The organism is Rathayibacter rhapontici, from assembly GCF_001995175.1.
In the GTDB taxonomy this organism is placed as follows: domain Bacteria; phylum Actinomycetota; class Actinomycetes; order Actinomycetales; family Microbacteriaceae; genus Rathayibacter.
The window spans coordinates 43,900-67,239 of record NZ_MUKN01000015.1 but is presented as its reverse complement, the minus strand read 5'-3'; the positions used below and the strand labels follow the sequence as shown (position 1 = coordinate 67,239).

Genomic DNA, 23,340 nt, shown 5'->3' with positions numbered 1-23,340 from the left:
AGCGAGGCGAGCGGAGCGATCGCCGCCAGCGCGAGGGCGAGCACGGCCGAGGCCGCCGCGGTCGCCGCCGTCGATCCGAGCAGGCGGCGGCCCCGGGGCCGCGGAGCAGCGCGCCGCGAGCCCGACGCGGGTCCGGGTGTGCTGCGCTGCACCATCCGCCACTCCCTCTCGGCGCGAGCGTAACGCCGGAAACGCGCGCTGAACAGGGTGTTCCCGCGCCCGCGAGCGTGGTTCAGGGCATTCCTCGGAAATGATCGCCACGAGGTGCATCCGCCGAGGGGGTTCGGACGGAAGTAGTGCGTGAAGGCCCTTCTCGAGTACCCACCGACCCGCTCCGGGTCCCATCGTGAAAGAGGAACACCGTGACCACCTCCAGCTTCTCCCGCCGTCTCCTGACCGGTGCCTGCGTCGGCACCCTCGCCGTCGTCGGCCTCTCCGCCGCTCCGGCCAGCGCCGCCGACGCCGACTCGGCCGACCTGTACGTCCTGCACGCCGTCCCGGACACCACCGTGGACGTGTACGTCAACGGAGCACTGACGCTCGACGACTTCACCCCCGGCACCCTCGCCGGGCCGCTGGACCTCCCCACCGGCACCTACTCCGTCGCGATCACCGCTGCCGACGCGGCCGACGCGAGCGCTCCCGTCATCGGCCCGATCGACCTCGCGCTCGAGGCGGGCAAGAGCTACACCGCCGCCGCGCATCTGAAGGCCGACAACACCCCCACGGCGACGCTCTTCACGAACGACATCTCCACCACCGCCGCGGGGGAGGGACGGCTCACCGTCCGCCACGTGGCCGCCGCGCCCGCGGTCGACATCCTCGCCGGCGGCTCGCCCGTCCTGACGAACGTCACCAACCCGAACGAGGGCGTGCTGAACCTCGCCCCGGCCACCGTCTCGACGGTCGTCGCGGCGACCGGCACCACGACCCCGGTCATCGGCCCCGCCGACGTGCAGGTCCAGGAGGGCGTCAACACGATCGTCTACGCCTGGGGCAGTCTCGAGAAGGGCAACCTCGCCCTCGCGACGCAGACCATCGACGGTCTGCACTCGACCCCGTCCGGCGTCCCCGCCGGTGAGGCCGGACTCGCCGCCGACAACCGCACCGACGCCGCCGCGGGCTGGTGGGGCGCTGCCGCCCTCGCCGCTCTCGGTCTCGGCGGAGCCACCCTGTTCGGCCGTCGCAAGGCCGCCGCGGGCCGCTGACCCGCGGAGACACCACCGGCTCGGGCGTGCTGGAGCGCGCCCGGGCCGGTCACCCGATCACGACACAGGAGGACGCCATGAGCCGGAAGCCCTTCCCTCTGCGCGTCCTCGTCGTGATCGGGTCGATCGCGGTCGGCGCGGGCGTCGCCGGATGCTCCGCTCAGGCGGCAGGGGTCGTGCCCTCGCCGGATGCGAGCCTCTCGGTGCAGCAGCCCCCGCCCGCACCGTCCGCGGTCCCCTCCACCGCTCCGCCGGCCGTGCCCCTCGCGGATGCGCGGCTCGGGGCGGCACCGGCGCGCACCGCGACCACCCCCACGCGGATCGTCGTCGACGGGCTGCCGGTCGACATGCCGCTCGAGCCCGTCGGAGTGGCGGAGGACGGCACCATGGAGCTCGTCCCCGACACCGCGACGGCCGGCTGGTACCGGTTCGGAGCGGGGCTCGACGAGCCCGACGGCACCATCGTCGTCGCCGCGCACGTCGACTCGCTCGCCTACGGCCTCGGCCCCTTCGCGGAGCTGAAGTCGGCGCAGCCCGGCCAGATCGTCCGCCTCACCGGGGACGACGGCGCCGAGCGCTCCTTCACCGTGACGACGGTCGAGACCACCGAGAAGACCTCCGTGGACCTCCCGGCCGTCTTCACGCGCGACGGAGCGCCGCGGCTCGTGCTCATCACCTGCGGCGGCGACTTCGACTACGACACGCGCCACTACCTCAGCAACGTGGTCGTCACGGCGGTGCCGTCCCCGTGACTCCGACCGCCCGATCGCCGCGCGTACGATGAGCGCAGCGACCGCCGCAGCGCAGCCCGACGCCAGGGTCCAGCGCCGTCCCCACCTCAGGAGCATCCCACTGTCCGACGCCCTTCCCAGCGCGCCCCTCGACGGGGCCGAGGACGAGCGCGCCGTCGTGCACCGCCTCGGGCTCCGCTTCGCAGCGGGCGACGAGTCCTCGCTCGCCCAGGCGTACGCGCGGTGGTCCCCGCTGCTGTTCACTCTGGCTCTGCGCTCGCTCGGCGACCGGGGCGACGCCGAGGACGTGGTCCAGCGCGTCTTCGTCTCGGCGTGGACCGGTCGGCAGAACTTCGATCCCGACCGCGCGGCGCTGGGAGCCTGGCTGGTCGGCATCTCGCGCAACCGCATCGCGGACGCGCACGAGAACCGCTCGCGCGAGCGCCGGCTCACCCAGGCGCTGGTCGCCGTCGCTCCGATCGAGGAGGGCGAGACCCCGGTCGATCTGGAGGCGAAGGTCCTGGTCGCCGACGAGCTGGCCCGCCTCGACCCCGTGCCCCGCCGGGTGATGAGCCTGGCCTTCTACGACGACCTCACCCACACCGAGATAGCGGAGCGGACCGGGCTCCCGCTCGGTACCGTCAAGAGCCACATCCGCCGCAGCCTCGACAGACTCCGCTCCCGATTGGAGGTGAGCAGCACATGACCCACCTGGATCCCGATGAGATCGCGCTGCTCGCCCTCGGCGAGGAGTCGAGCGGCGAGGCCGATGCGCACCTGGCCGAGTGCCCGGAGTGCGCGCAGCAGCTCGTCGAGCTCGGCCACGTCGCCGAGGTGGGCCGCGACAGCCGCGCGGTCGTCCTCGAGACGCCGTCCGCCGTGGTCTGGGACCGCATCCGCGACGAGCTCGGTCTCGAGGAGCATACCGCCGCGCCCGTGCTCGCCCCCGTCCCGGAGCGACCGGACACCGCTCCCGTCCCGGTCGCGCAGTCCGGCTCCACCGGCCGGCACCGTCCCGAGCGCCGCCGTCGGCGCACCGGCCGCGTGGTGCTCACCTCGCTCGCCGCCTTCTCCGCCCTCGTGGTCGGAGTGGCGGGCGGCGCGTGGTGGCAGGCGTCGCAGACCGAGGACGTGGTCGTCGTCGCGCGCGCCGACCTCCAGGCGTTCCCCGACTGGCAGGGCGCGACCGGCTCCGCCGAGCTCGAGGACGTCGACGGCGGGCGCGAGCTGATCGTGCGGCTCGACGCGCAGGGCGCCGACGACGCCTACCGCGAGGTCTGGCTGATCGCCGAGGACGCGTCCGGTCTCGTGCCGCTCGGAGCGCTCGACGGGACCGAGGGCCGTTTCGCCGTCCCGGCCGGCCTCGACCTCTCCGAGTACCCGCTGGTCGACGTGTCGGAGGAGCCGCTCGACGGCGACCCGGCGCACTCCGGCGACTCGATCGTCCGCGGCCCCCTGCTCGAGGGCTGACGCCGGACGGTCAGTCGCGCCGCCGCTCCCTCAGGAGCGCGGTCAGCGCCTCCACCGCGGCGGAGGGCCGCAAGGACGTCGCGACCGAGAGCTCCCACTCCAGACCCGGCCAGTCCAGCGTGATCGCGCGCACCCCCTCGAGCGCCGTCACGCCCGCGCGCGGCACGACCGCCACGCCGAGACCCGCCTGCACGAACCTCGGGATCCCGGAAGATCCGCGACCTCGGTCGCCACGCGTCGGCGGATCCCCTCCGCGACGAACGCCCGGTCCACGCCGACCCGGTTACCGAAGCCGGCCGGCGTGTCCACGAACGTCTCTCCGGCGAGGTCCTGAGGCGCGGGTGCTCCGGCGTCGACGAGCGGATGGTCGTCCGGCACCAGGAGGACGTAGTCGCTGCCCACGAGCGGCGTGACGGAGAGATCCGGCATCCCGTCCGCGGGGAGTGCGAGCAGCGCGACGTCCAGCCGTCCGCGGCGCAGGTCCTCGGCGAGACCCGTCGATCCGGTCGCCGACGTGCGCAGCAGCAGGTCCACGAGCGGATGCCGGCGCCGGTACGCGCCGAGCGCCCCGGGCAGGTCGATCAGGTCCATCCCGGAGAACGTGCCCACCCGCACCCGTCCGCGCAGTCCCGCGGCGTCCTCGGCGGCGAGCGTGCGCATCCGGTCGAGCCCGTCGATCGCCCGGCGCGCCTCCGGCAGCAGCGCCTCGCCCACCGCGGTGAGGGCCACCCGACGCGTCGAGCGCTCGAACAGCGCCGCTCCGAGCTCGTGCTCGAGGGCGCGGATGCTGGCGGACAGCGTGGACTGCACCACGAACAGACGCGCGGCCGCCCGGGTGAAGTGCAGCTCCTCCGCGACCGCGACGAACGCCGCGAGCTGTCGATCGTCCATCCCCTCATCATCCACCTGAATCGATGAATAGGACCGAGATCCTCCGTTGGACACACTGAGTCGGTGGGAGGACCCTGATCCCGTGACCACTCCGGACCTCGACGACCGCCTCTCCCGACCCGCCCCCGCGGGCCCCTCCTCCCGCCGCCCCGAGCTGCCGCACGGCCCCGGCTCCTGGGTCATCGCCGCAGCGTTCCTCGCGGTCATGGCGTTCTCCACCGTGCCGACCCCGCTCTACGCGATCTACCAGGCCCGCGACGGCTTCCCGGCGTTCGTCGTCACCGTCGTGTTCGCCGCCTACGCGGTCGGAGTGGTGGCGAGCCTCTTCCTCGCCGGCCACGTCAGCGACTGGCTCGGCCGCCGGCGCATCCTGCTCGCATCGATCCTCGTCGAAGTGCTCGCCGCGATCGTCTTCCTGCTCTGGCCCGAGGTCCCCGGCCTGCTGGTCGCCCGTCTGCTGACGGGGCTCGGCGTCGGCGCACTGACGGCCACCGCGACCGCGCACCTCTCCGAGCTGCGCGCCGTCGCCCGCCCCGAGGAGGGGCCCGGCACCTCCCGCGCCGTGTCGACGCTCGTCAACATGGGCGGCCTCGCGCTGGGCCCGCTCGTCGGAGGCGTCCTGGCCGTCACCGTCGACCGCCCGCTCGTCGTCCCCTACGAGGTCTTCCTCGTGCTGCTCGTGGTCCTCGGCGTCGGAGTCGCCCTCGTGCCCGAGACCGTCGAGCGGCGCGAGGTCCTGCCCGCCTACCGCCCGCAGCGACTCGCCGTGCCCGCCGAGTCGCGCGGCGCCTTCCTCTCGGCCGCGGTCGGCGCGTTCGCCGGCTTCGCCGTCTTCGGCCTCTTCACCTCGCTCGCTCCGACCTTCCTGGCCGGGCGATTCGGCGAGACCTCCCACCTGGTCGCCGGCGCCGTGTCGTTCGGAGTCTTCGCCGCCGGCGCCGTCGCGCAGCTCGTCTCCGCCCGCCTCGCCGCCCGCCCCGCGCTCCTGCTGTCCGCCTCGGCCCTCGCCGTCGGCCTCGTGCTGGTCGCCGTCGGCGCCGTGACGGCCGTCCTCTGGCCGTTCGTCGCCGGGGGGAGTGCTGGCGGGCGCCGGAGTGGGGCTGCTGTTCCGCCTGTCCCTCGCGGTCGCCGGCTCGCTCGCCTCCGACGCGGCCCGCGGCGAGGTGCTGGCCGGCATGTTCCTGGCCGCGTACCTCGGCCTCGCGGTCCCCGTCCTCGCGATCGGAGCGGCCCTCGCGCTCCTGCCCGCCGTGCCCGTCCTCCTGGGCTTCGTCGCCGTCGTGCTGCTGCTGGTCCTCGCGGCGATCGCGCGGATGCTCCGCTCCTCGCGCGCCTGATCGAGCACCGGCACCGCGCCTGCGCTCGCGCGAGCCGTCCCGTCGCCGCGCGCGTCACAATGGGGGCATGAAGCTCTTCTCCTTCGGACGCGGACGCGACGACCAGAACCCCCTCCCCGCGAACGACCGCGGATCGGGGAAGCTCGACGACTACGACTACGACCTGCTGCCCAAGTCGCGGCGCGGGGAGACGCTGCTGGGCATCGCCGACAGCGCCTCGCACCAGGACGAGCTCGCCAGGGTCCTGGCGCTCGGCGAGGACGAGATCACCGCGGTGATCCCGCGCCGGACCCTCGAGGAGGAGCGCGTGGACGCCCCGATGCCGGTCCGCCTCTTCGCCAACCACCGCCCGTCCGACCTCGTCGGATACGTGCCCCGCGGTCTCGAGAACGTGGTCGACGCGGCGCTCTCGCGACTCTCGGAGGCGGGCAAGCAGCCCCGCGTGCCGGCGCGCATCGTCACGGTGAAGGGCGCGCTCCGGGTGCAGCTCCTGATGCACGAGACCCGGGGCTGAGCTCTCCGCCCGACGCCGGTCGAGCAGCCGCATCGGAGCGCCCGCCCGCGGATTCCTGGCCGTCGGGCACCCGTGCTGATAGCATGAACCGGTTCCGAATCCGCAGCGGCCGCCGGCCGTCACCGGGTTCGAATCACGGAGCAGGCCGGCAGGAGGCTGGTCCTCGGTGGTGGAGTCCCGGTTCACAGGTGCGGCGTCGTCGCACAGGAGGCGACCCGGAGCTTTTCTACTGGTGGCCAGCACGAACGCCCTCCACACGACGGCACGGCGCGACGCCCTGCCGTGGAATCGTCTCGATTCCTGACCGGAACGCTGCTCCGACGAACGCCGGCGCCCAGAACGGGCGCCGCTGCATACGTTGAAGGAGACAGAACCTCTTGGAAGGTCCTGAAATCACATTCGCCGAAGCCGTTCTCGACAACGGCTCGTACGGCACCCGCACCGTCCGCTTCGAGACCGGCCGCCTCGCGCAGCAGGCTCAGGGAGCGGTCGCCGCGTACCTCGACGAGGACACGATGATCCTCTCGGCCACCTCGGCGTCGAAGAACCCGAAGGACAACTTCGACTTCTTCCCGCTGACCGTCGACGTCGAGGAGCGCTCCTACGCCGCCGGCAAGATCCCCGGCTCGTTCTTCCGCCGCGAGGGCCGCCCCTCCACCGAGGCGATCCTGGTCTGCCGTCTGATCGACCGGCCGCTGCGCCCCTCGTTCGTCGAGGGCCTGCGCAACGAGGTCCAGATCGTCATCACGGTCCTGAGCATCGCTCCGGACGAGTTCTACGACGCCCTCGCGATCAACGCCGCGAGCGCCTCGACCCAGATCTCCGGTCTGCCCTTCTCGGGCCCCATCGCCGGTGTGCGCCTCGCGCTCATGTCCGACGGCTCGGGCAACGACCAGTGGATCGCGTTCCCCAAGGCCTCGCAGCTCGAGAACGCCGTCTTCGACCTCACCGTCGCGGGCCGCGTCGTCACCAACGAGGACGGCTCCTCCGACGTCGCCATCATGATGGTCGAGGCCGAGGCGACCGAGGGTTCCTGGAACCTCATCAAGGCCGGCGCCACCAAGCCCGACGAGACCGTCGTGGCCCAGGGCCTCGAGGCCTCCAAGCCCTTCATCCGCGCGCTCGTCGAGGCGCAGGCGAAGATGGCCGCGAACACCGCGAAGCCCGTCAAGGACTACCCGGTGTTCCTGCCCTACGCGCAGGAGACCTACGACAACGTCGCCGAGCTCAGCTACGACGAGCTCGTCCGCATCTACTCGATCGCCGACAAGGTCGAGCGCCAGGACGCCGACGACGCCCTCAAGGCCAAGGTCAAGGAGCAGATCGCCGAGCGCATCGCGTCCGGCCAGCTCTCGGCCGAGGCCTACGGCCAGGTCGGAGCGGCGTACAAGTCGGTCACGAAGGTGGTCGTCCGCGGACGCATCCTCCGCGACGGCGTGCGCATCGACGGTCGCGGCCTCGCCGACATCCGTCCGCTCGACGCCGAGGTGCAGGTCATCCCGCGCGTCCACGGCTCGGCGATCTTCCAGCGCGGCGAGACCCAGATCCTGGGCGTCACCACGCTGAACATGCTCAAGATGGAGCAGCAGATCGACTCGCTGTCGCCCGTCACCAAGAAGCGCTACCTGCACCACTACAACTTCCCGCCCTACTCGACCGGTGAGACCGGTCGCGTCGGGTCGCCGAAGCGTCGCGAGATCGGGCACGGCTTCCTCGCCGAGCGCGCCCTCGTGCCGGTGCTGCCCTCCCGCGAGGAGTTCCCCTACGCGATCCGTCAGGTCTCCGAGGCGCTGAGCTCCAACGGCTCGACCTCGATGGGCTCCGTCTGCGCCTCGACCCTGTCGCTGCTCAACGCCGGTGTGCCGCTGCGCGCCCCGGTCGCGGGCATCGCCATGGGCCTCGTGTCCGACGTCGTCGACGGTCAGACCCGCTACGCGGCGCTGACCGACATCCTGGGCGCCGAGGACGCGCTCGGCGACATGGACTTCAAGGTCGCCGGCACCTCCGAGTTCGTCACCGCGATCCAGCTCGACACGAAGCTCGACGGCATCCCGTCGTCGGTCCTCGACGCCGCGCTCAAGCAGGCCAAGGACGCGCGCAGCACGATCCTCGCCGTGCTCACGGCCGCGATCGACCAGCCCGACGAGATGGCCCCGACCGCGCCCCGCGTGATCTCGGTGCAGATCCCCGTCGACAAGATCGGCGAGCTGATCGGCCCCAAGGGCAAGACGATCAACGCGATCCAGGACGAGACCGGCGCCGACATCTCCATCGAGGAGGACGGCACCGTCTACATCGGCGCCGTCGACGGCCCGTCGGCCGAGGCCGCCCGCGCCCAGGTCAACGCGATCGCGAACCCGACGAACCCCGAGGTCGGCGAGCAGTTCCTCGGAACCGTCGTCAAGCTCGCGACGTTCGGCGCGTTCGTCTCGCTGCTCCCGGGCAAGGACGGACTGCTGCACATCAGCGAGGTCCGCAAGCTCGCCGGTGGCAAGCGCGTCGAGAACGTCGAGGACGTCCTCGGAGTCGGCCAGAAGCTGCTCGTCTCGATCACCAAGATCGACGACCGCGGCAAGCTGTCCCTCGCGCCCGTCGTGGCCGAGGAGGCCGGAGCCGAGGCGCCGGTCGAGGCTCCCGTCGAGAGCTGATCCCTCCCGCACGTCGTGACGCCCGTCCCACTCCGGTGGGGCGGGCGTCCGTCGTTCTGCGGCCGATGGGGTAGCGTGGCCGCACCGCGCCGTCGCACCGCCCCGACCGGAGGAACACCGTGATCGACCCGACGCCCCTGGCCACCGAGCCGGAGACGCCCGCCGCTCCCCAGCGCACCCTCGGTCGCACCGGCCTCCCCGTGCATCCGCTCGCCCTCGACGGCTCCGTCTTCGGCTGGGCCGCCGGGATCGACGACACCACCGAGGCGCTCGACGCGTTCGCGGCGCTCGGCGGCACCCTGATCTCGACCGCCGACCACTACGCGACCGGCCGCAGCGAGTACATGATCGGCCGCTGGCTCGAGGCGAGCGGCGCGCGCGAGCGGATGCTCGTCGCCACCAAGGTCGGCCGCCACCCCGATGCCCCCGGCCTCGCGCCGGGCGATGTCCGGGCCGCCGTCGAGGGCAGTCTCGAACGCCTGGGCACCCGGATCGACCTCCTGTCGTTCGACAGCGAGGATCCGGAGGTGCCGATCGAGGAGAGCCTCGCCGCCGTCGCCCCGTTCCTCGCGGACGGCTCCGTCGGAGCGCTCGGCGCCGCTCACTTCGGCGGCGAGGCGCTCGCCCACGCCGCGGAGGTCGCGACCCTGAACGGGCTGCCCGCCTTCTCCGTCGTGGTGGCCGAGTACAACCTGATGGAGCGCAAGGACTACGAGTCCGACGTCGCTCCCGAGGTGATCCGCCAGGAGCTCGGCACGCTGGCGCGGCTCCCGCTCGCGAGCGGCTACCTCACGGGAGCGATGCGCCACCGCTCGGACGAGCCGCAGTCGGTGATGTTCGAGGCCGCGCTCGACTACGTCGGCCGCCACGGCAACAAAGTGCTGGCCGCGCTCGACGAGATCGCCGAGTCGCACGGCACGAACCCGGGCACGGTCGCCCTCGCGTGGGTGCTCTCGCACCAGGAGGTGTCCGCCGCCGTCGTCCGCGCCCGCGGCGCCGAGGAGCTCGAGTCGCTCTTCGGGGCGGCCGCCCTCCCGCTCACCCGGAGCGACCTCGCGCAGCTCGATCGCGCCTCCGCCTGACGGGTCCGAGCGCCAGCAGCAGCCGTCGCCGCATCCGAGCGTCGTCGGGTGCGCGGTGCGGAGCCCGCCGACCGGGCCCCGCACCCGGTCAGCGGCGCAGGACCCGCGCCTCCCACGGCCCGAGCGTCGTCCCGGTCGAGCCCGGCACGTTGCCCAGCACCGTCTCCGCGCCCGCCCACTCGGCCAGCAGCGGCACCTCGAGCGGCTCGCCCGACACGTTGCCCACGGCGAGCAGCTCGCTCGCCCCGGTGCGGGTGAACGCGAAGAGGGTCGGGTGCTCGGGCTCGAGGAGCCGGAACCGGCCCAGCTGCACGGTCTCGTCGGCGTGCCGCAGCGCGATCAGGGCCCGGTAGTACTCGAAGACCGAGCGCTCGGACGCCCGATCGGCCGCTGCGTTCAGCTCGGTCGAGTTGGGATTCACCGGGATCCACGGCTCTCCGGTGGTGAACCCGGCGTGCTCGCCGCCGTCCCACTGCACGGGCGTGCGGGCGTTGTCGCGGCTCTGCGCCCGCAGCCCGGCGAGCACCTCCTCGGGATCCTCCCCGCGGTCGCCGACGGCCTCGGCATAGTAGTTCAGCGACTCGACGTCCCGGAAGTCCTCGATGCCCGAGAAGGGCACGTTCGTCATCCCGATCTCCTCGCCCTGGTAGATGTACGGCGTGCCGCGCTGCAGGTGCAGGAGCGTCGCCCACAGCGTCGCCGACTCGTAGCGGTAGCGGCCGTCGTCGCCGAAGCGCGAGACCAGCCGCGGCTGGTCGTGGTTGTTGAGGTAGAGCGAGTTCCAGCCGCGCTCGGCGAGGCCGTCCTGCCAGCGGGCGAGGTTCGCCTTGAGCGCGACGAGGTCCAGCGGCACCGGGTGGAACTTGTCGACCCCGTGGTCGATCCCCACGTGCTCGAACTGGAACACCATGTCGAGCTCCCGGCGCTGGGGATCGGTGACCAGCGCGGCCTCCTCCAGGGTCACTCCCGGCATCTCGCCGACGGTGAGGTAGGCGCCCTCGCGCCCCGCGAACACGGCCTCGTTCATCTCGCGGAGGTACTCGTGCAGTCGCGGACCCACTCCGCCGACGATGCCCGTGCCGCCGCCCTCGCCGTCGACCTCGTCGAGGTTCTTCGACACGAGGTTGATGACGTCCATCCGGAACCCGTCGACGCCGCGGTCGAGCCAGCGGTTCATCATCGCGTGCACCGCGCGCCGCACCTCCGGGTTCTCCCAGTTCAGGTCCGGCTGCTGCACCGCGAACAGGTGGAGGAAGTACTCGTCCGTCTCGGAGTCGCGGGTCCACGCCGGCCCGGAGAAGTACGAGCGCCAGCCGTTGGGCTCGGCGACGTCCAGCCCCGCCTCGCCGGCGGCCTCGAGCTCGGGTGAGGCGCCGGCGGCGGTGCGGCCCTTCCGCCACCAGTACCAGTCGCGCTTCGGGCTCTCGAGCGAGGAGCGGGACTCGACGAACCACGCGTGCTCGTCGCTCGTGTGGTTCACCACCAGGTCCATAACGATGCGGATGCCGCGCTCGTGCGCCTCCGCCAGCAGCAGGTCGAACTCCGCCAGGTCGCCGAAGAGCGGATCGACGTCCTCGTAGTCCGAGATGTCGTAGCCGTTGTCGTGCTGCGGCGAGGGGTAGATCGGCGACAGCCAGACGACGTCCACTCCGAGGTCGGCCAGGTGGTCCAGCCGGGAGCGGATCCCGCCGAGGTCGCCGATGCCGTCGCCGTTCGAGTCCGCGAACGAGCGGGGGTAGATCTGGTAGACGACGGCACTGGTCCACCAGGCGTCGACGGGGGCGGGGTGAGGGGCTCCATGCGGCCGAATCTAGCCCCGACGCCTCGCTCCCGACGGGCCGCCGCACCGCGATCGGGGGAGAGCGGAGGAGGTTCGCGGCGGGGGAGGAGACGTCCGTGTAACGATCTGATGAACCGTTCCGCACCGCCTCCGGAGCGGCGCTCAGCGCTCGACTACTCTCGCTTGTGGCGGGACCCGAGCCGCCGCAGGGAGAGTGGTGGCGTGCCGAGGCTGAAGGCCCGCGCGACCGTGAAGGCGACGCGTCACGGATCCCTCCGAGGCCTCCCGGGAGCCGTTTCGCCGGGCTCCCCGGGAGACACCGGACCGGTCGTCGCCCACACGCAGCGCCGATCGCTCGGCGACTCCGCTCAGGCGCTCTTCCCGCTCCTGCTCGATGCCGCCGCCCTCGGCCGCCGCGGTCACGACGCCGGTCCCGAGCTCCTCGAGCGGTACGCCGCCTGGGGAGGCAACGGGATCGTCGCCACGGACACCGCCGCCTCCGCCGCCGGCGAGGAGACCGTGGGCCGGTGGCTCGCCGGCCACCGCGACCGCGACCGCTTCCTCCTCCTCGGCCGGCTCGGCTCGGCCGCCGACGCCCCGCCGTCCCCCCGCGCCCTCGTCGCCCGCGTCGACGAGTCGCTCCGGCGCCTGCGCACCGACCATCTCGACGTCCTCGCGGTGCGGCCCGACAGCGCCGGGAGGCTCGACGAGCTGCTCAGCGCCGTCGAGGTCCTGCTCGCGCGCGGGAAGGTGCGGGCGGTCGTCGCCTCGGGATTCGCGGCCGAGGAGCTCTTCGAGGCGCGCGTGCTCGCCGGGCACGGTCTGCCGCGCTTCGCCGGCGTCGAGCTGCGGTACAGCCTGCTCGAGGGATCGGACGCCGAGGGCGATCTCGGGCTCGTCGCCCGGGGCCAGGGGCTCTCCGTCGTCGCCACCGCACCCCTCGCGCACGGGTTCCTGCACGGAGCGGCGCGTTCGCGGCGCGAACTGAGGGCCCTCCCCGACGGGGCTCTCGCGTCGGTGCATCTGGGCCGGCGCGGACGGCGGGTGCTCGCCGCTCTCGACGCGATCGGCGCCGAGCTGTCCGCGACGACGGCCGCCGTCGCCCTCGCCTGGCTGCTGGCCCGGCCGGGCGTCGCCGCGGCGGCCGTCGAGCCCGCCTCCTGCGCCGAGATCGACACCCTGGTCCGCGCCGTCTCGCTCGAGCTCGACGCGGGGCACCTCGACGCCCTCGAGCGCGCCCGGCGCTGACGCCGGTCCTGCACGGATGACCGCCGGCCGGGACGGGGCGTGCGCGTGACCTAGTGTGGGTCGGATGAACCACGGCGTCGCACTCCCTCTCGACCAGCCGGAGACGACGATCCGGGCCGCCGGTGGCTCGCTCGTCCGCCGCTCCGTCCTCTCCAGCGGTGTCCGCATCCTGAGCGAGGCCGTCCCCGCGCCCGCAGCGCCACCGTCGGCTTCTGGGTCGCCGCGGGCTCGCGCGACGAGCAGCCCGCGCGTCCCGCCGAGGGAGGCCGCCCGGGCGCCCCGTCGAACTTCGGCTCCACCCACTTCCTCGAGCACCTGCTCTTCAAGGGCACCCGGTCGCGCTCCGCGCTCGACATCGCGGTGTCCTTCGACTCCGTCGGCGGCGAGCACAACGCGCTCACGGCGAAGGAGTACACCTGCTACTACGCCAAGGTGCAGGACCGCGACCTGCCGATGGCCGTCGAGGTCATCGGCGACATGGTGACCTCCAGCCTCCTGGACCCCGACGAGTTCGAGACCGAGCGCGGCGTGATCCTCGAGGAGCTCGCCATGGCCGACGACGATCCCGCCGATGTGGCGAGCGAGCGCCTGTTCGAGTCCGTCTTCGGCGATCACCCGCTCGGGCGCCCCATCGGCGGCAGCCCGCAGACCATCGGCGAGGCCACGCGCGACGCCGTCTGGGCGCACTACCGGGCCGCCTACAGCCCGCGCGACCTCGTCGTCTCGGTCGCCGGCGCCGTCGAGCACGAGTCCCTCGTCGCGCTGCTCGAGCGCGTGCTCTCCTCCGACGGCTGGGACCTCTCGGTCCCGGCGGCTCCCGTGGCGCGCCGAACCGGTCTCGAGGCCCGCTACGAGCGGGGCAGCGCGCTCTCGATCGTGCACCGCCCGACCGAGCAGGCCAACATCCTGATCGGGTTCCCGGGCCTCGCCGCGGCGGACGACCGACGGATGACGATGGGCGTGCTCAACTCGATCCTCGGCGGCGGGATGTCCTCGCGCCTCTTCCAGGAGATCCGCGAGAAGCGCGGCCTCGCCTACTCGGTCTACTCGTTCGCCCCGTCCTACTCCGACGCCGGCATCTTCGGCCTGTACGCGGCCAGCACGCCGGCCAAGGCCGGCACGGTCGCCGAGCTCCTCGTCTCGGAGTTCCACCGCCTCGCCGAGGACGGCGTCTCCGAGGACGAGATCGGGCGCGCCCGCGGCCAGCTGTCCGGCGCCGCCGCCCTCGCCCTCGAGGACTCGGACACGCGGATGTCGCGGCTCGGCCGCGCCGAGCTGACGTTCGGCGAGTTCGTCGACCTGGACGAGAGCCTGCGCCGTCTTGCGCGCGTCGGCGCGGAGGATGTCCAGGCTCTCGCGGCAGACTTGGCGAGGGGGCCCTCGTCGATCTCGGCCGTCGGTGCGGTCGACGCGTCGACGTTCGCCGCGATCGCCGAGATCGAGAGCGCTCCCACCGTCTGATCCGTTCTCGCGAACGACCGTTGACCGCGCACCGTCGCGCCGCACCCGGGGGAGCCCCACGTGTCCCATTACATCTACCTCGTCCGTCACGGCGAGCAGCAGGACGCCGAGCACGGCATGCCCGACGGGCCGCTGTCGGCCCGCGGGGAGCGCCAGGCCCGACTGATCGCCGAGCGGCTCGGCGGCGTGCCGTTCACGGGTGCCTGGCACTCGCCGCTGCGCCGGGCCGAGGAGACGGCCGCCCGGTTCCGCGCGGTCCTGCCCGGGCTCGCGATCGAGCCGTCCTCGCTGCTGTTCGACTGCATCCCCTCCGGGCCCACGCCCGACATGCCGCGCGCCTTCGAGCCGTTCTTCGGCAGCGTCACGCCGGCCGAGATCGAGGCGGGCCACGCGCAGATGCAGGACGCGGTGTCGGAGTTCCTGGCGCCCTCCCGCGAGGACCGGCACGACCTCCTCATCACCCACAACTTCGTCATCGGCTGGTTCGTGCGGCACGTCTTCGACGCCCCGGACTGGCGCTGGCTCGGGCTCAACCAGGCCAACTGCGGACTGACGATCATCCGGGTCCGCTCGCGCAAGCCCCCGGTCCTCGTCGTCCACAACGACCTCGCCCATCTCCCGGTGGAGCTGCGGACCGGCCTGCCCGAGGCCCAGCCCTACTGAGCCGACCGCCCGGGTGCGGCGCCCGCCCCCGGGAGCACCCGCGTTGTTACGCTGACGGAGTGACTACTTCCGTCGCCGTCGTCGGCGCGTCCGGCCGACTCGGCTCCCTCACCTGCTCGCTGATCGACGCCTCCGACGAGTTCGAGCTCGTCGCGCGGCTGGGCTCCCGGAGCGATCCGGAGGAGATGCTCGCGGCCGACGTGGTCGTCGACATGACGGTCCCGGCGGTCAGCCAGGGCGTCGTCGACTTCGCGGTCGCCCACGGCCGCAAGGTGCTCGTCGGCACCTCCGGCTGGACGGGCGACCGCATCGCGGCGCTGCGCCGCACGGTCGAGGCGCAGCCCGACGCGGGAGTCGTCATCATCCCGAACTTCTCGCTCGGCTCCGTCCTCGCCACCGCGCTCGCGACCGTGGCCGCCCGCTTCTTCGACGCCGTCGAGATCGTCGAGACGCACGGGGCCCGCAAGGTCGACTCGCCCTCCGGCACCGCCGTCCGCACCGCGGAGCTGATCCTGCAGGCCAGGGCGGAGCTGGGCCCCGTGCAGGCGCCGCACACCGACCAGCGCGCCCGCGGACAGCAGGTGGCGAGCATCCCGGTGCACAGTCTGCGCCTGCCCGGAGTGGAGGCCCGGCAGGAGGTCGTGTTCGGCGGGACCGGCGAGACCGTGACGCTGCGCCACGACACCTCCTCGCCCGCCTCCTACGAGGCCGGGATCCTGAGGGCGCTCCACGCGGTGCGCTCGACCTCGGGGGTCGTGGTCGGGCTCGACGCCCTCCTCGACCTGCGCGCGGCGTTCGATGCGGCGCCGCTGGCCGAGCGGGCTCCGAGCGAGCCGGCGCCGGTCGACGACGCGCCCTCCGGCCAGGCCGCAGCAGCGACGAGCGCGCCGTGAGGACCCGCATCGGCGTCGGACTGATGGCGGTCCTGCTCGCCCTCTACCTCTTCGTCTGCCTGCAGTACTCCGTGGTCGCGTTCGCCGCGGGCACGGTCCCCGGCATCGTGATGGGCCTGGGACTGCTCATCCTCGGCGCGGTGGGTGTCTGGGGTCTCGTCCGCGAGCTCCTGTTCGGTCTCCGCGCCGAGCGCCTGGGCCGGAGACTCGAGTCCGAGGACGCGCTGCCGGAGGAGGTCCTCGATTCCCGCGCCAGCGGCCGCCCGCTGCGCGAGGAGGCCGACGCCCTGTTCCCGAGCTACGCGGCCGAGGTGGACGCCGATCCGCAGAGCTGGCGGGCGTGGTACCGCCTCGGACTCGCCTACGACGCGAGCGGCGACCGCAAGCGGGCCCGGGGAGCGATCAGGACGTCGATCGCCCTCGAGAGGGACGCCCCCGCCTGATCCGGCGGGGACGCCCGTCGGGCGTCAGGCGAGGACCCACTCCAGCGCTTCGGCGACCGTGCGGTGCCGGAACACGAAGCCGTCCTCGAGCAGCCGCTCCGGCAGCATCCGCTGGCTCGAGAGCAGCAGCTCGTGGCCGGCGTCCTGCAGGGCGAGCTCGATGATCCTGCCGGGCACCGGGAGCTTGAACGGACGGTGCAGCCGCTCGGCGAGCGTCTTCATGATCTCGTTCGCGGTCGCGGGGTGGGCCCGGCGAGGTTGACGGGTCCGGACAGCGTCGACGTGAGGAGGTGGCGGATCGCCGCCGCCTCGTCGTAGAGGCTGATCCAGGGCCAGGCCTGCCCGCCGCCGCCGAGCGGTCCGCTGAGTCCGAGCTTCGTGAGCGGCAGCAGGGGCTTGAGCGCTCCTCCGTCGCCGAGGACGAGCCCGGTGCGGAGGGTCGCGACGCGGGTCGACTCCGGCGCGAGGTGCGCCGCGTCCTCCCAGCGGGCGACGACGTCGGCGAGGAAGCCCTCGCCGCGGGCGGAGTCCTCGGTGAGGTCCTCGCCCGGCCGGTCGCCGTAGAAGCCGACCGCGGAGGCGTTGAGCAGGATCGACGGGGGAGAGGACGCCATCCGCATGGCGTCGGTGAGGGTCCGGGTCGCCTGCACGCGCGAGTCCAGGATCTCCCGCTTGTAGGAGGAGGTCCACGGCAGCCGGCTGATGGAGGCGCCCGACAGGTTGACGACCGCGTCCACGCGGTCCAGCACGCTGAAGTCGAGCATGTGCGAGGTCGGCGCCCAGTGGAACTCGTCGGCGCGCGTCGGCGCGTGCCGCACCAGGCGGAGGATCTCGTGGCCGTCCGCGCGCAGCTGGCGGCTCAGCTCCGTGCCGATCATGCCGCTCGCACCCGAGATCAGGACGGTCAGAGGCGTGACGGGCTCCGACGCCGCGACGTCCGGCTGCGCCTGCGCCGGCGGCAGGACCGACGGACGCTCGGCGCTCTCGCGAGCGGAGCGGCGGGACGGGGCGTCGGCGCCGTCCGTGTCGGCGTGCCGTGCGGATGAGTCGCTCATCTGTGCCTCCCGAGGCCCGTCGCGGGCGGCCCGCGAGGTGAGAACGAGCCTAGAGCCTCACGCCCGTGAGGCCGCCGAGCGCCCGAGCAGCCCGGCCCGGACCAGCAGCAGGTAGAGCTCGCAGCCCAGGCACAGCCCGAACACCGCGTTGAGGAACGCGGCGAGGAACGCCAGCGACCCGGCGACCGGCACGGCGTAGGGCACGCCCGCGACGTGCAGCACGACTCCGACGGCCGTCACGGCGAGGCCGACGAGCTGCGCGAAGCGCGGCGGCCGGGCGTCCTCCCACTCCGACGGCGGAGCCAGGCGCGGGCGCACCAGACGGCGGAAGACGACGGCCCAGGGTCCGGAGCCGACGCCTCGCGCCGCCGACCAGGCGAAGAGCGCGGCGATCAGCGCGAGCGCGAGGAATCCCGGCTGCACCAGGCGGGCGGGCAGGTCGGCGCGGGCCGGAGCCGCGAGCGAGAGCCCCACCGCGACGAGCAGGAGGAGGGCGGTGACGGAGGCGGCGAAGCGCGGTCCGCGCGGGTCGACGCGGTCGGCGGGGGCGGGAGTGGTCACGGGGTCTCCAGGAGTCGGTCGAGCTCGTCCAGCACGACGCTGCGCGCCGGGGCGCCCGCGATGCGGCTGCGGGGGATCCCGTCGCGGTCGAGGACGAGGAGGGTGGGCGTCTGCAGCACGCGGAACCGGTCGGCGAGGTCGGCGCGGTGCGTGAGGTCGACGTCGAGGTGCGCCACTCCGTCGCGCTCACGGGCCAGGCCGTCGAGTATGCGGTGGACCGCCGGGCAGCGCGTGCAGTACTCGGTCGAGAACTGCAGGATCGTCGCCGTGGCGCCCAGAGCCGCCCCGGGGACGAGGTCGGCGGGATCGATCCGCTCGCCCCGGAGCGCGGGCCGTGCGCGCACGCGCCCGAGCGAGCGCCGGTAGGCGAGGCCGAGGCCCGTCGCGACGGCGACGAGTCCGGCCAGCAGAGCGGCGATCGGAAGGGGGTCCACGGAGGAAGGCTAGGCGCGGACGGCGCGTGCACGTCCGTTCATTGCGCGGGAAGTCGAGCCGCGCAGCCCGGGCGGCCGGAGCGGGCGTGCTCTATCGTGATCCGGTGACCGAGCAGAAGAACGATCCGAATCCCTCCGAGACCGGACCTTCGATCGAGTTCCGATCCGACGTCGTCGTGGAGCTCGTCCGCTCCAGCGCCCACGACTCCGACGTGCTCTTCGCCGCCCGGGTCTCGACCCAGGGCGAGCAGACGCTCGCCGGAGCGCTCGACGACGCCGACGAGGCCGATGCCGAGCTGCAGCGCAAACGCGATCGCGGCCTCATCAACTACCTGATGCGCGACCGCCACGGCTCGCCCTTCGAGCACAACTCGATGACCTTCTACGTTCAGGCGCCGATCTTCGTCTTCCGCGAGTTCATGCGGCACCGCATCGCCTCCTACAACGAGGAGTCGGGCCGCTACCGCGAGCTGCGTCCCGTCTTCTACGTGCCCGGCCCCCAGCGCAACCTCATCCAGGTCGGCAAGCCCGGCGCCTACTCCTTCGAGCCCGGCACGCCGGAGCAGACCGAGCTCGTCGTCGCCGAGACCCGCCGCGCCAGCACCCAGGCCTTCGAGGCCTACCAGCGGATGCTCGGCGAGGGCGTCGCCCGCGAGGTCGCCCGCATCGTCCTGCCGTTGAACATCTACTCGTCGATGTACGTGACGCTGAACGCCCGCTCGCTGATGAACTTCCTGTCGCTGCGCACCAAGCGCGAGGACTCGACCTTCCCCTCCTTCCCGCAGCGCGAGATCGAGATGGCCGCCGAGCAGATGGAGCAGCGCTTCGAGGAGCTCATGCCCCTCACCTACGCCGCCTTCAACGCCAACGGCCGCGTCGCCCCCTAGCCCCTCCGGCCGCCGGTCCGCGCCCCACTCCGTCCCACCGCACGCTCTGCAGGTACTCGCACGCTCTGCAGGTACTCCGCGGACGAATGCGCTTCCCACCGCTCTACCCGGTCCCGATGGCCGCGGATCCCCTGCAGATCGTGCGCTCGAGACGTCGCCGTTCTCCCTCCCCACGTCGGCATCGCGCACGCCCTTCCCCAGAAGGCCGCCGTCTCCTCCTCGTGTCGTGTCGAGGTCCCGAGACTGTCCCCGTGCACCCCTCCTCGACGACAGTGCTCCGCTCCGGCGGGGTGGTGAAGACCGAGGAGTTCCTCCGGGAGGGAACGACACCGCGCCGGCTGCGTGATGCGGTCGTCGCGGGCTCGCTCGTCCGCATCCGGAAGGGCTGGTACAGCCTCCCGGGCCTCGACGGGCGAGTGGAGCAGGCTTTCCGGGTGGGCGGAGTGCTCGCCTGCGCCGATGCCGCGGTCTCCCACGGACTCTGGGTACCTCGCTTCCGCGGTCTCCACGTCGCCGTCCCCGAGCACGCCTCCCGCCTGCGTGATCGCGAGCAGTACGCGCGACGGCTGCTCGCGGATCCGGACGTCCACGTGCACTGGTCCCTGTCGGCACCGCCTCCGCGCGCGCTCGTCCAGTCCCTCGAGGACTGCATCGTCACCGCCGCGTCGTGTCTCGGCGCGGAGGCGGCGTTCGTGCTGCTCGAGTCCGCACTCCACCACCGACGGCTCGGCCCGGCGGGCAAGGCCCGGATCCTCGCACGCCTGCCGCTTCCGATGCGGGCTCTCCTCGAGTGGGCCGGCGCTCTCTCCGAGAGCGGACTCGAGTCGCAGGTGGCCTTCCGCCTCCGCCGCCTGGGCATCGCGTTCCGCCAGCAGGTCCGCATCGGCGGACGCCGTGTCGACTTCGTGATCGGCGAGGTCCTCGTGCTCGAAGCGGACGGTGCGGCCTTCCACGATGCGGACAGCGACAACCGCAGGGATGCGGCTCTCGGCTCCCTCGGATACCGGATCCACCACCTCCGCACGACCCTGATCGACGACGGCTGGGACCTCGCGGAGGCGGACATCGTCGCGGCGCTCTCGCGCGGCGACCACTGGCGGAGCTGAGAGCTGCCGGGTGTTCCTCCCCTCCGGAGAACGTGTGAACGGTCTGCAGGGGATCCTCGCCGTCACGGCGGGGCCGAGCGGAGGAATGCGTCTTCCTCCGCAAATCGCCTGCAGATCGCACGACCCCCTGCAGATCGCACCGGTCCACTCCCGCGTCGCGCGACCCTCCGATCCGACGGATCCGTCCTCCGGCGCGCCGTCGCCGACCCGCTACCCTGGCCTCGTGTCAACTCCGGAGAATCCTTTCGGCCAGGTCCTGGTCGCCCTGGTCACCCCGTTCACCGCCGACGGCGAGGTCGACTGGCCCGGTGTCGAGAAGCACATCGACGACTGCATCGCAGCGGGCGCCGACGGCATCGTCGTCACCGGCACGACGGGGGAGACGAGCACGCTCACCGACCCCGAGAAGATCCGCCTCGTCGAGGTCGGCAAGTCCGTCGCGGCGGGCCGCGCCAAGATCATCACCGGCGGAGGCTCGAACGAGACCGCGCACGCGATGCAGCTCGCGCGTCAGAGCGAGAAGGCCGGCGCCGACGGCAACATGATCGTCACGCCGTACTACAACAAGCCCACGCAGGCGGGCATCCTCACGCACTTCCGGATGATCGCGGACGCCACCGATCTGCCCGTCATCCTCTACGACATCCCGGGCCGCACCGGCGTCCCCATCCGCTACGAGACGATCCTGCGCGCGGCCAAGCACCCCAACATCCTCGCCGTGAAGGACGCCAAGGGCGATCTGTCCGAGGTGAGCCGGGTCCTCAACCAGACCGATCTCATGTACTTCTGCGGCGACGACGCCAACGTGCTCCCCGAGCTCGCGATCGGCGCGACCGGGCTCATCGGAGTGACCGCCAACGTCGCCTCCGCGCCCTACCGCACCATCGTCGACGCCGTGAACGCGGGCGATCTGCGCGCCGCGACCCTCGCGCACCAGCAGCTCGAGCCCCTCGTGCGCGCCCTCATGACGCACGTGCCCGGCACCGTCGCGGTGAAGTACATCCTGCACGGCCTCGGGCGCATCTCCTCGCCGCGCGTGCGCCTGCCGCTCGTCGGCCCGGAGGAGTCGGAGGCCGCGCTCATCGAGGACGAGCTCGGTCTCGTCCGCGACATCCCGGGCGTCGACTTCCGCAACTTCCGTCCCGACCGCAACGCGGCCGCGGGCGGCGCACTGCCGAAGGTCGCCGGCACCACCCGCTGACGCCGCGCGAGCGGCAGCGCCCGGCGAGAGACGAACGAAGAGGAGCACGCATGCCCAGTCCCGTGATCATCCCGCCGGCGCTCGCGGCCGGGACCCTGCGCATCGTCCCCCTGGGCGGTCTCGGCGAGATCGGCCGCAACATGACGATCTTCGAGATCGACGGCAAGATCCTGATCGTCGACTGCGGCGTGCTCTTCCCGGAGGAGAACCAGCCGGGCGTCGATCTGATCCTCCCCGACTTCGGCCCGATCAAGGACCGCCTCGACGACGTCGTGGGCGTCGTGCTCACGCACGGCCACGAGGACCACATCGGCGCCGTCCCCTACCTGCTCAAGCTCAAGCGCGACCTTCCCCTGATCGGCTCCACCCTCACGCTCGCCCTCGTCGAGGCGAAGCTGAAGGAGCACCGGATCAAGCCCTACACGCTGGCGGTGAAGGAGGGGGACATCGAGAACCTCGGGCCGTTCGAGCTCGAGTTCGTGGCGGTGAACCACTCGATCCCGGATGCGCTCGCCGTCGCGATCATCACGGACGCCGGCTCGGTGCTGCACACCGGCGACTTCAAGATGGACCAGCTGCCGCTGGACGGCCGCATCACCGACCTGCGCGCGTTCGCCCGCCTGGGCGAGGAGGGCATCGACCTGTTCCTGGTCGACTCGACGAACGCCGACGTGCCCGGATTCACGCCGAACGAGCGCGACATCGGCCCCGTCATCGAGAGCGTGATGGCGAAGGCGACGCGGCGGGTCATCGTGGCGAGCTTCTCGAGCCACGTGCACCGCGTGCAGCAGGTGCTCGACGCCGCCCACGCCACCGGCCGCCGAGTGGCGCTTCTCGGCCGCTCCATGGTCCGCAACATGGGCATCGCGGCCGACCTGGGCTACCTGAAGGTCCCGCAGGGCGTCCTCATCGACGTCAAAAAGGCCAGCGACGTCCCCGAGGACCGCATCGTCTACATGTCCACCGGTTCGCAGGGCGAGCCGATGGCGGTGCTCAGCCGCATGGCCAACCTCGACCACCAGATCCAGCCGGGCGAGGGCGACACCGTCATCCTCGCGTCGAGCCTGATCCCGGGCAACGAGAACGCCGTCTACCGCGTGATCAACGGGCTGACGAAGCTCGGGGCGACCGTCGTGCACAAGGGCAACGCCAAGGTGCACGTCTCGGGGCACGCCGCCGCCGGCGAGCTGATCTACTGCTACAACATCCTCAAGCCGCTGAACGTGATGCCGGTCCACGGCGAGTACCGCCACCTGGTCGCGAACGCGAAGCTGGCACGCGACACGGGCATCCCGGAGGAGAACACGATCATCGCCGAGGACGGCACGGTGATCGACCTGCTCGACGGGAAGGTCTCGGTGGTCGGGCAGCTCGACCTCGGCTTCGTCTACGTCGACGGCTCGACCGTCGGCGAGATCACCGACGCCGATCTGAAGGACCGCCGCATCCTCAGCGAGGAGGGCTTCATCTCGATCATCGTCGTGGTGGAGGCCGGCACGGGGCGGATCGTGGTCGGACCCGAGATCCACGCGAAGGGCTTCGCCGAGGACGACCGCGTCTTCGACGAGGTCAAGCCGCGCATCGCGAAGGCGCTCGAGGAGGCGGTGCAGAGCGGAGTCAACGACCAGCACGCGCTCTCCCAGACCATCCGCCGCGTCGTCGGACGCTGGGTCAACACGAGCTACCGCCGCCGCCCGATGATCGTCCCGCTCGTCATCGAGGCCTGA

23 protein-coding genes and 1 pseudogene are annotated in these 23,340 nt (G+C 72.6%); 17 read left to right on the top strand and 7 right to left on the bottom strand.

From position 1 onward, the window contains the following. The first annotated feature begins 362 nt into the window (after positions 1–362). From B0T42_RS06840 to B0T42_RS06825, 4 genes are all read left to right on the top strand, one after another. The gene (locus B0T42_RS06840; protein WP_236720162.1) at positions 363–1,208 is read left to right on the top strand and encodes a DUF4397 domain-containing protein; all 846 of its coding nucleotides are present in this window, start codon (positions 363–365) and stop codon (positions 1,206–1,208) included. Positions 1,209–1,285: 77 nt separating this feature from the next. After that, the gene (locus B0T42_RS19115; RefSeq protein WP_094742696.1) at positions 1,286–1,960 is read left to right on the top strand and encodes a class F sortase; all 675 of its coding nucleotides are present in this window, start codon (positions 1,286–1,288) and stop codon (positions 1,958–1,960) included. Positions 1,961–1,988: 28 nt separating this feature from the next. Next, complete coding sequence (locus tag B0T42_RS06830) at positions 1,989–2,645, top strand: RNA polymerase sigma factor (RefSeq protein WP_077222489.1); 657 nt, start codon at positions 1,989–1,991, stop codon at positions 2,643–2,645. Further along, positions 2,642–3,409, top strand: coding sequence for an anti-sigma factor (locus B0T42_RS06825; protein WP_077222488.1), 768 nt, complete (start codon positions 2,642–2,644; stop codon positions 3,407–3,409). The genes B0T42_RS06830 and B0T42_RS06825 overlap by 4 nt, the downstream gene beginning before the upstream one ends. A gap of 10 nt (positions 3,410–3,419) precedes the next feature. Here B0T42_RS06825 and B0T42_RS21115 read toward each other — a convergent pair whose 3' ends face one another. Then, positions 3,420–3,584, bottom strand: coding sequence for a hypothetical protein (locus B0T42_RS21115; RefSeq protein ID WP_236720161.1), 165 nt, complete (start codon positions 3,582–3,584; stop codon positions 3,420–3,422). Next, positions 3,557–4,300 carry a LysR family transcriptional regulator gene (locus B0T42_RS06820; protein ID WP_236720160.1) on the bottom strand — a complete coding sequence of 248 codons (744 nt, stop codon included), beginning with the start codon at positions 4,298–4,300 and terminating at the stop codon, positions 3,557–3,559. Before B0T42_RS06820 ends, B0T42_RS21115 begins: the two co-directional genes overlap by 28 nt. An 82-nt stretch (positions 4,301–4,382) precedes the next feature. Here B0T42_RS06820 and B0T42_RS06815 point away from each other — a divergent pair, with 82 nt between their 5' ends. From B0T42_RS06815 to B0T42_RS06800, 4 genes are all read left to right on the top strand, one after another. Further along, positions 4,383–5,708 carry an MFS transporter gene (locus tag B0T42_RS06815; RefSeq protein WP_236720159.1) on the top strand — a complete coding sequence of 442 codons (1,326 nt, stop codon included), beginning with the start codon at positions 4,383–4,385 and terminating at the stop codon, positions 5,706–5,708. After that, the gene (locus tag B0T42_RS06810) at positions 5,705–6,151 is read left to right on the top strand and encodes a hypothetical protein (protein ID WP_055793381.1); all 447 of its coding nucleotides are present in this window, start codon (positions 5,705–5,707) and stop codon (positions 6,149–6,151) included. Before B0T42_RS06815 ends, B0T42_RS06810 begins: the two co-directional genes overlap by 4 nt. Positions 6,152–6,528: 377 nt before the next feature. Further along, positions 6,529–8,799, top strand: a complete 2,271-nt coding sequence (locus B0T42_RS06805; RefSeq protein WP_077222487.1) for a polyribonucleotide nucleotidyltransferase — start codon at positions 6,529–6,531, stop codon at positions 8,797–8,799. A 119-nt stretch (positions 8,800–8,918) separates the two neighbouring features. Continuing rightward, entirely contained in the window at positions 8,919–9,881 is a 963-nt protein-coding gene (locus tag B0T42_RS06800) for an aldo/keto reductase (protein WP_077222485.1), read from the top strand. An 88-nt stretch (positions 9,882–9,969) separates the two neighbouring features. Here the strand turns inward: B0T42_RS06800 and B0T42_RS06795 are convergent, their stop codons facing one another. Then, the gene (locus B0T42_RS06795; RefSeq protein WP_077222484.1) at positions 9,970–11,691 is read right to left on the bottom strand and encodes a glycoside hydrolase family 13 protein; all 1,722 of its coding nucleotides are present in this window, start codon (positions 11,689–11,691) and stop codon (positions 9,970–9,972) included. 192 nt (positions 11,692–11,883) lie between these two features. Here B0T42_RS06795 and B0T42_RS06790 point away from each other — a divergent pair, with 192 nt between their 5' ends. The 5 genes and pseudogenes from B0T42_RS06790 (at position 11,884) to B0T42_RS06770 (ending at position 16,369) form a co-directional block, all read left to right on the top strand. Next, positions 11,884–12,909: an aldo/keto reductase gene (locus tag B0T42_RS06790; protein WP_158078058.1), complete on the top strand. Its 1,026-nt coding sequence runs from the start codon at positions 11,884–11,886 to the stop codon at positions 12,907–12,909. A gap of 64 nt (positions 12,910–12,973) precedes the next feature. Continuing rightward, positions 12,974–14,370 (top strand): annotated as a pseudogene (locus B0T42_RS06785) (M16 family metallopeptidase). A gap of 60 nt (positions 14,371–14,430) precedes the next feature. Further along, the gene (locus tag B0T42_RS06780) at positions 14,431–15,033 is read left to right on the top strand and encodes a histidine phosphatase family protein (protein WP_055793368.1); all 603 of its coding nucleotides are present in this window, start codon (positions 14,431–14,433) and stop codon (positions 15,031–15,033) included. Positions 15,034–15,092: 59 nt separating this feature from the next. Next, positions 15,093–15,926 carry a 4-hydroxy-tetrahydrodipicolinate reductase gene (gene dapB, locus B0T42_RS06775; protein ID WP_077222482.1) on the top strand — a complete coding sequence of 278 codons (834 nt, stop codon included), beginning with the start codon at positions 15,093–15,095 and terminating at the stop codon, positions 15,924–15,926. Further along, complete coding sequence (locus B0T42_RS06770) at positions 15,923–16,369, top strand: hypothetical protein (protein WP_077222481.1); 447 nt, start codon at positions 15,923–15,925, stop codon at positions 16,367–16,369. The genes dapB and B0T42_RS06770 overlap by 4 nt, the downstream gene beginning before the upstream one ends. Before the next feature lie 24 nt (positions 16,370–16,393). Here B0T42_RS06770 and B0T42_RS22270 read toward each other — a convergent pair whose 3' ends face one another. From B0T42_RS22270 to B0T42_RS06755, 4 genes are read right to left on the bottom strand one after another with little or no spacing between them, the layout of a single operon-like run. Beyond that, positions 16,394–16,591, bottom strand: coding sequence for a DUF1731 domain-containing protein (locus B0T42_RS22270; protein WP_342418215.1), 198 nt, complete (start codon positions 16,589–16,591; stop codon positions 16,394–16,396). Further along, the gene (locus B0T42_RS06765; RefSeq protein ID WP_342418214.1) at positions 16,588–17,424 is read right to left on the bottom strand and encodes a TIGR01777 family oxidoreductase; all 837 of its coding nucleotides are present in this window, start codon (positions 17,422–17,424) and stop codon (positions 16,588–16,590) included. The genes B0T42_RS22270 and B0T42_RS06765 overlap by 4 nt, the downstream gene beginning before the upstream one ends. Positions 17,425–17,481: 57 nt before the next feature. Further along, entirely contained in the window at positions 17,482–17,985 is a 504-nt protein-coding gene (locus B0T42_RS06760; protein WP_077222479.1) for a DUF4395 domain-containing protein, read from the bottom strand. After that, positions 17,982–18,419 carry a thioredoxin family protein gene (locus B0T42_RS06755; protein WP_077222478.1) on the bottom strand — a complete coding sequence of 146 codons (438 nt, stop codon included), beginning with the start codon at positions 18,417–18,419 and terminating at the stop codon, positions 17,982–17,984. Before B0T42_RS06755 ends, B0T42_RS06760 begins: the two co-directional genes overlap by 4 nt. Positions 18,420–18,523: 104 nt before the next feature. Here B0T42_RS06755 and thyX point away from each other — a divergent pair, with 104 nt between their 5' ends. The 4 genes from thyX (at position 18,524) to B0T42_RS06735 (ending at position 23,340) form a co-directional block, all read left to right on the top strand. Continuing rightward, complete coding sequence (gene thyX / locus B0T42_RS06750) at positions 18,524–19,306, top strand: FAD-dependent thymidylate synthase (protein ID WP_077222477.1); 783 nt, start codon at positions 18,524–18,526, stop codon at positions 19,304–19,306. Positions 19,307–19,557: 251 nt separating this feature from the next. Then, a complete protein-coding gene (locus tag B0T42_RS06745) occupies positions 19,558–20,412 on the top strand; it encodes a type IV toxin-antitoxin system AbiEi family antitoxin domain-containing protein (RefSeq protein ID WP_158078057.1) in 855 nt (284 codons plus the stop codon). 223 nt (positions 20,413–20,635) lie between these two features. Continuing rightward, entirely contained in the window at positions 20,636–21,613 is a 978-nt protein-coding gene (dapA, locus tag B0T42_RS06740) for a 4-hydroxy-tetrahydrodipicolinate synthase (RefSeq protein ID WP_055793351.1), read from the top strand. Positions 21,614–21,663: 50 nt separating this feature from the next. Continuing rightward, a complete protein-coding gene (locus tag B0T42_RS06735) occupies positions 21,664–23,340 on the top strand; it encodes a ribonuclease J (RefSeq protein ID WP_077222474.1) in 1,677 nt (558 codons plus the stop codon).

Excerpts from the sequence above, each read along its gene's own strand:
- B0T42_RS06825 (WP_077222488.1), top strand. The coding sequence starts at position 2,642 with ATGACCCACCTGGATCCCGATGAGATCGCGCTGCTCGCCCTCGGCGAG.
- B0T42_RS06810 (WP_055793381.1), top strand. The coding sequence starts at position 5,705 with ATGAAGCTCTTCTCCTTCGGACGCGGACGCGACGACCAGAACCCCCTC.
- B0T42_RS06830 (WP_077222489.1), top strand. The coding sequence starts at position 1,989 with ATGAGCGCAGCGACCGCCGCAGCGCAGCCCGACGCCAGGGTCCAGCGC.
- B0T42_RS22270 (WP_342418215.1), bottom strand. The coding sequence starts at position 16,591 with ATGAAGACGCTCGCCGAGCGGCTGCACCGTCCGTTCAAGCTCCCGGTG.
- B0T42_RS06735 (WP_077222474.1), top strand. The coding sequence starts at position 21,664 with ATGCCCAGTCCCGTGATCATCCCGCCGGCGCTCGCGGCCGGGACCCTG.
- B0T42_RS06765 (WP_342418214.1), bottom strand. The coding sequence starts at position 17,424 with ATGAGCGACTCATCCGCACGGCACGCCGACACGGACGGCGCCGACGCC.
- B0T42_RS19115 (WP_094742696.1), top strand. The coding sequence starts at position 1,286 with ATGAGCCGGAAGCCCTTCCCTCTGCGCGTCCTCGTCGTGATCGGGTCG.
- B0T42_RS06820 (WP_236720160.1), bottom strand. The coding sequence starts at position 4,300 with ATGGACGATCGACAGCTCGCGGCGTTCGTCGCGGTCGCGGAGGAGCTG.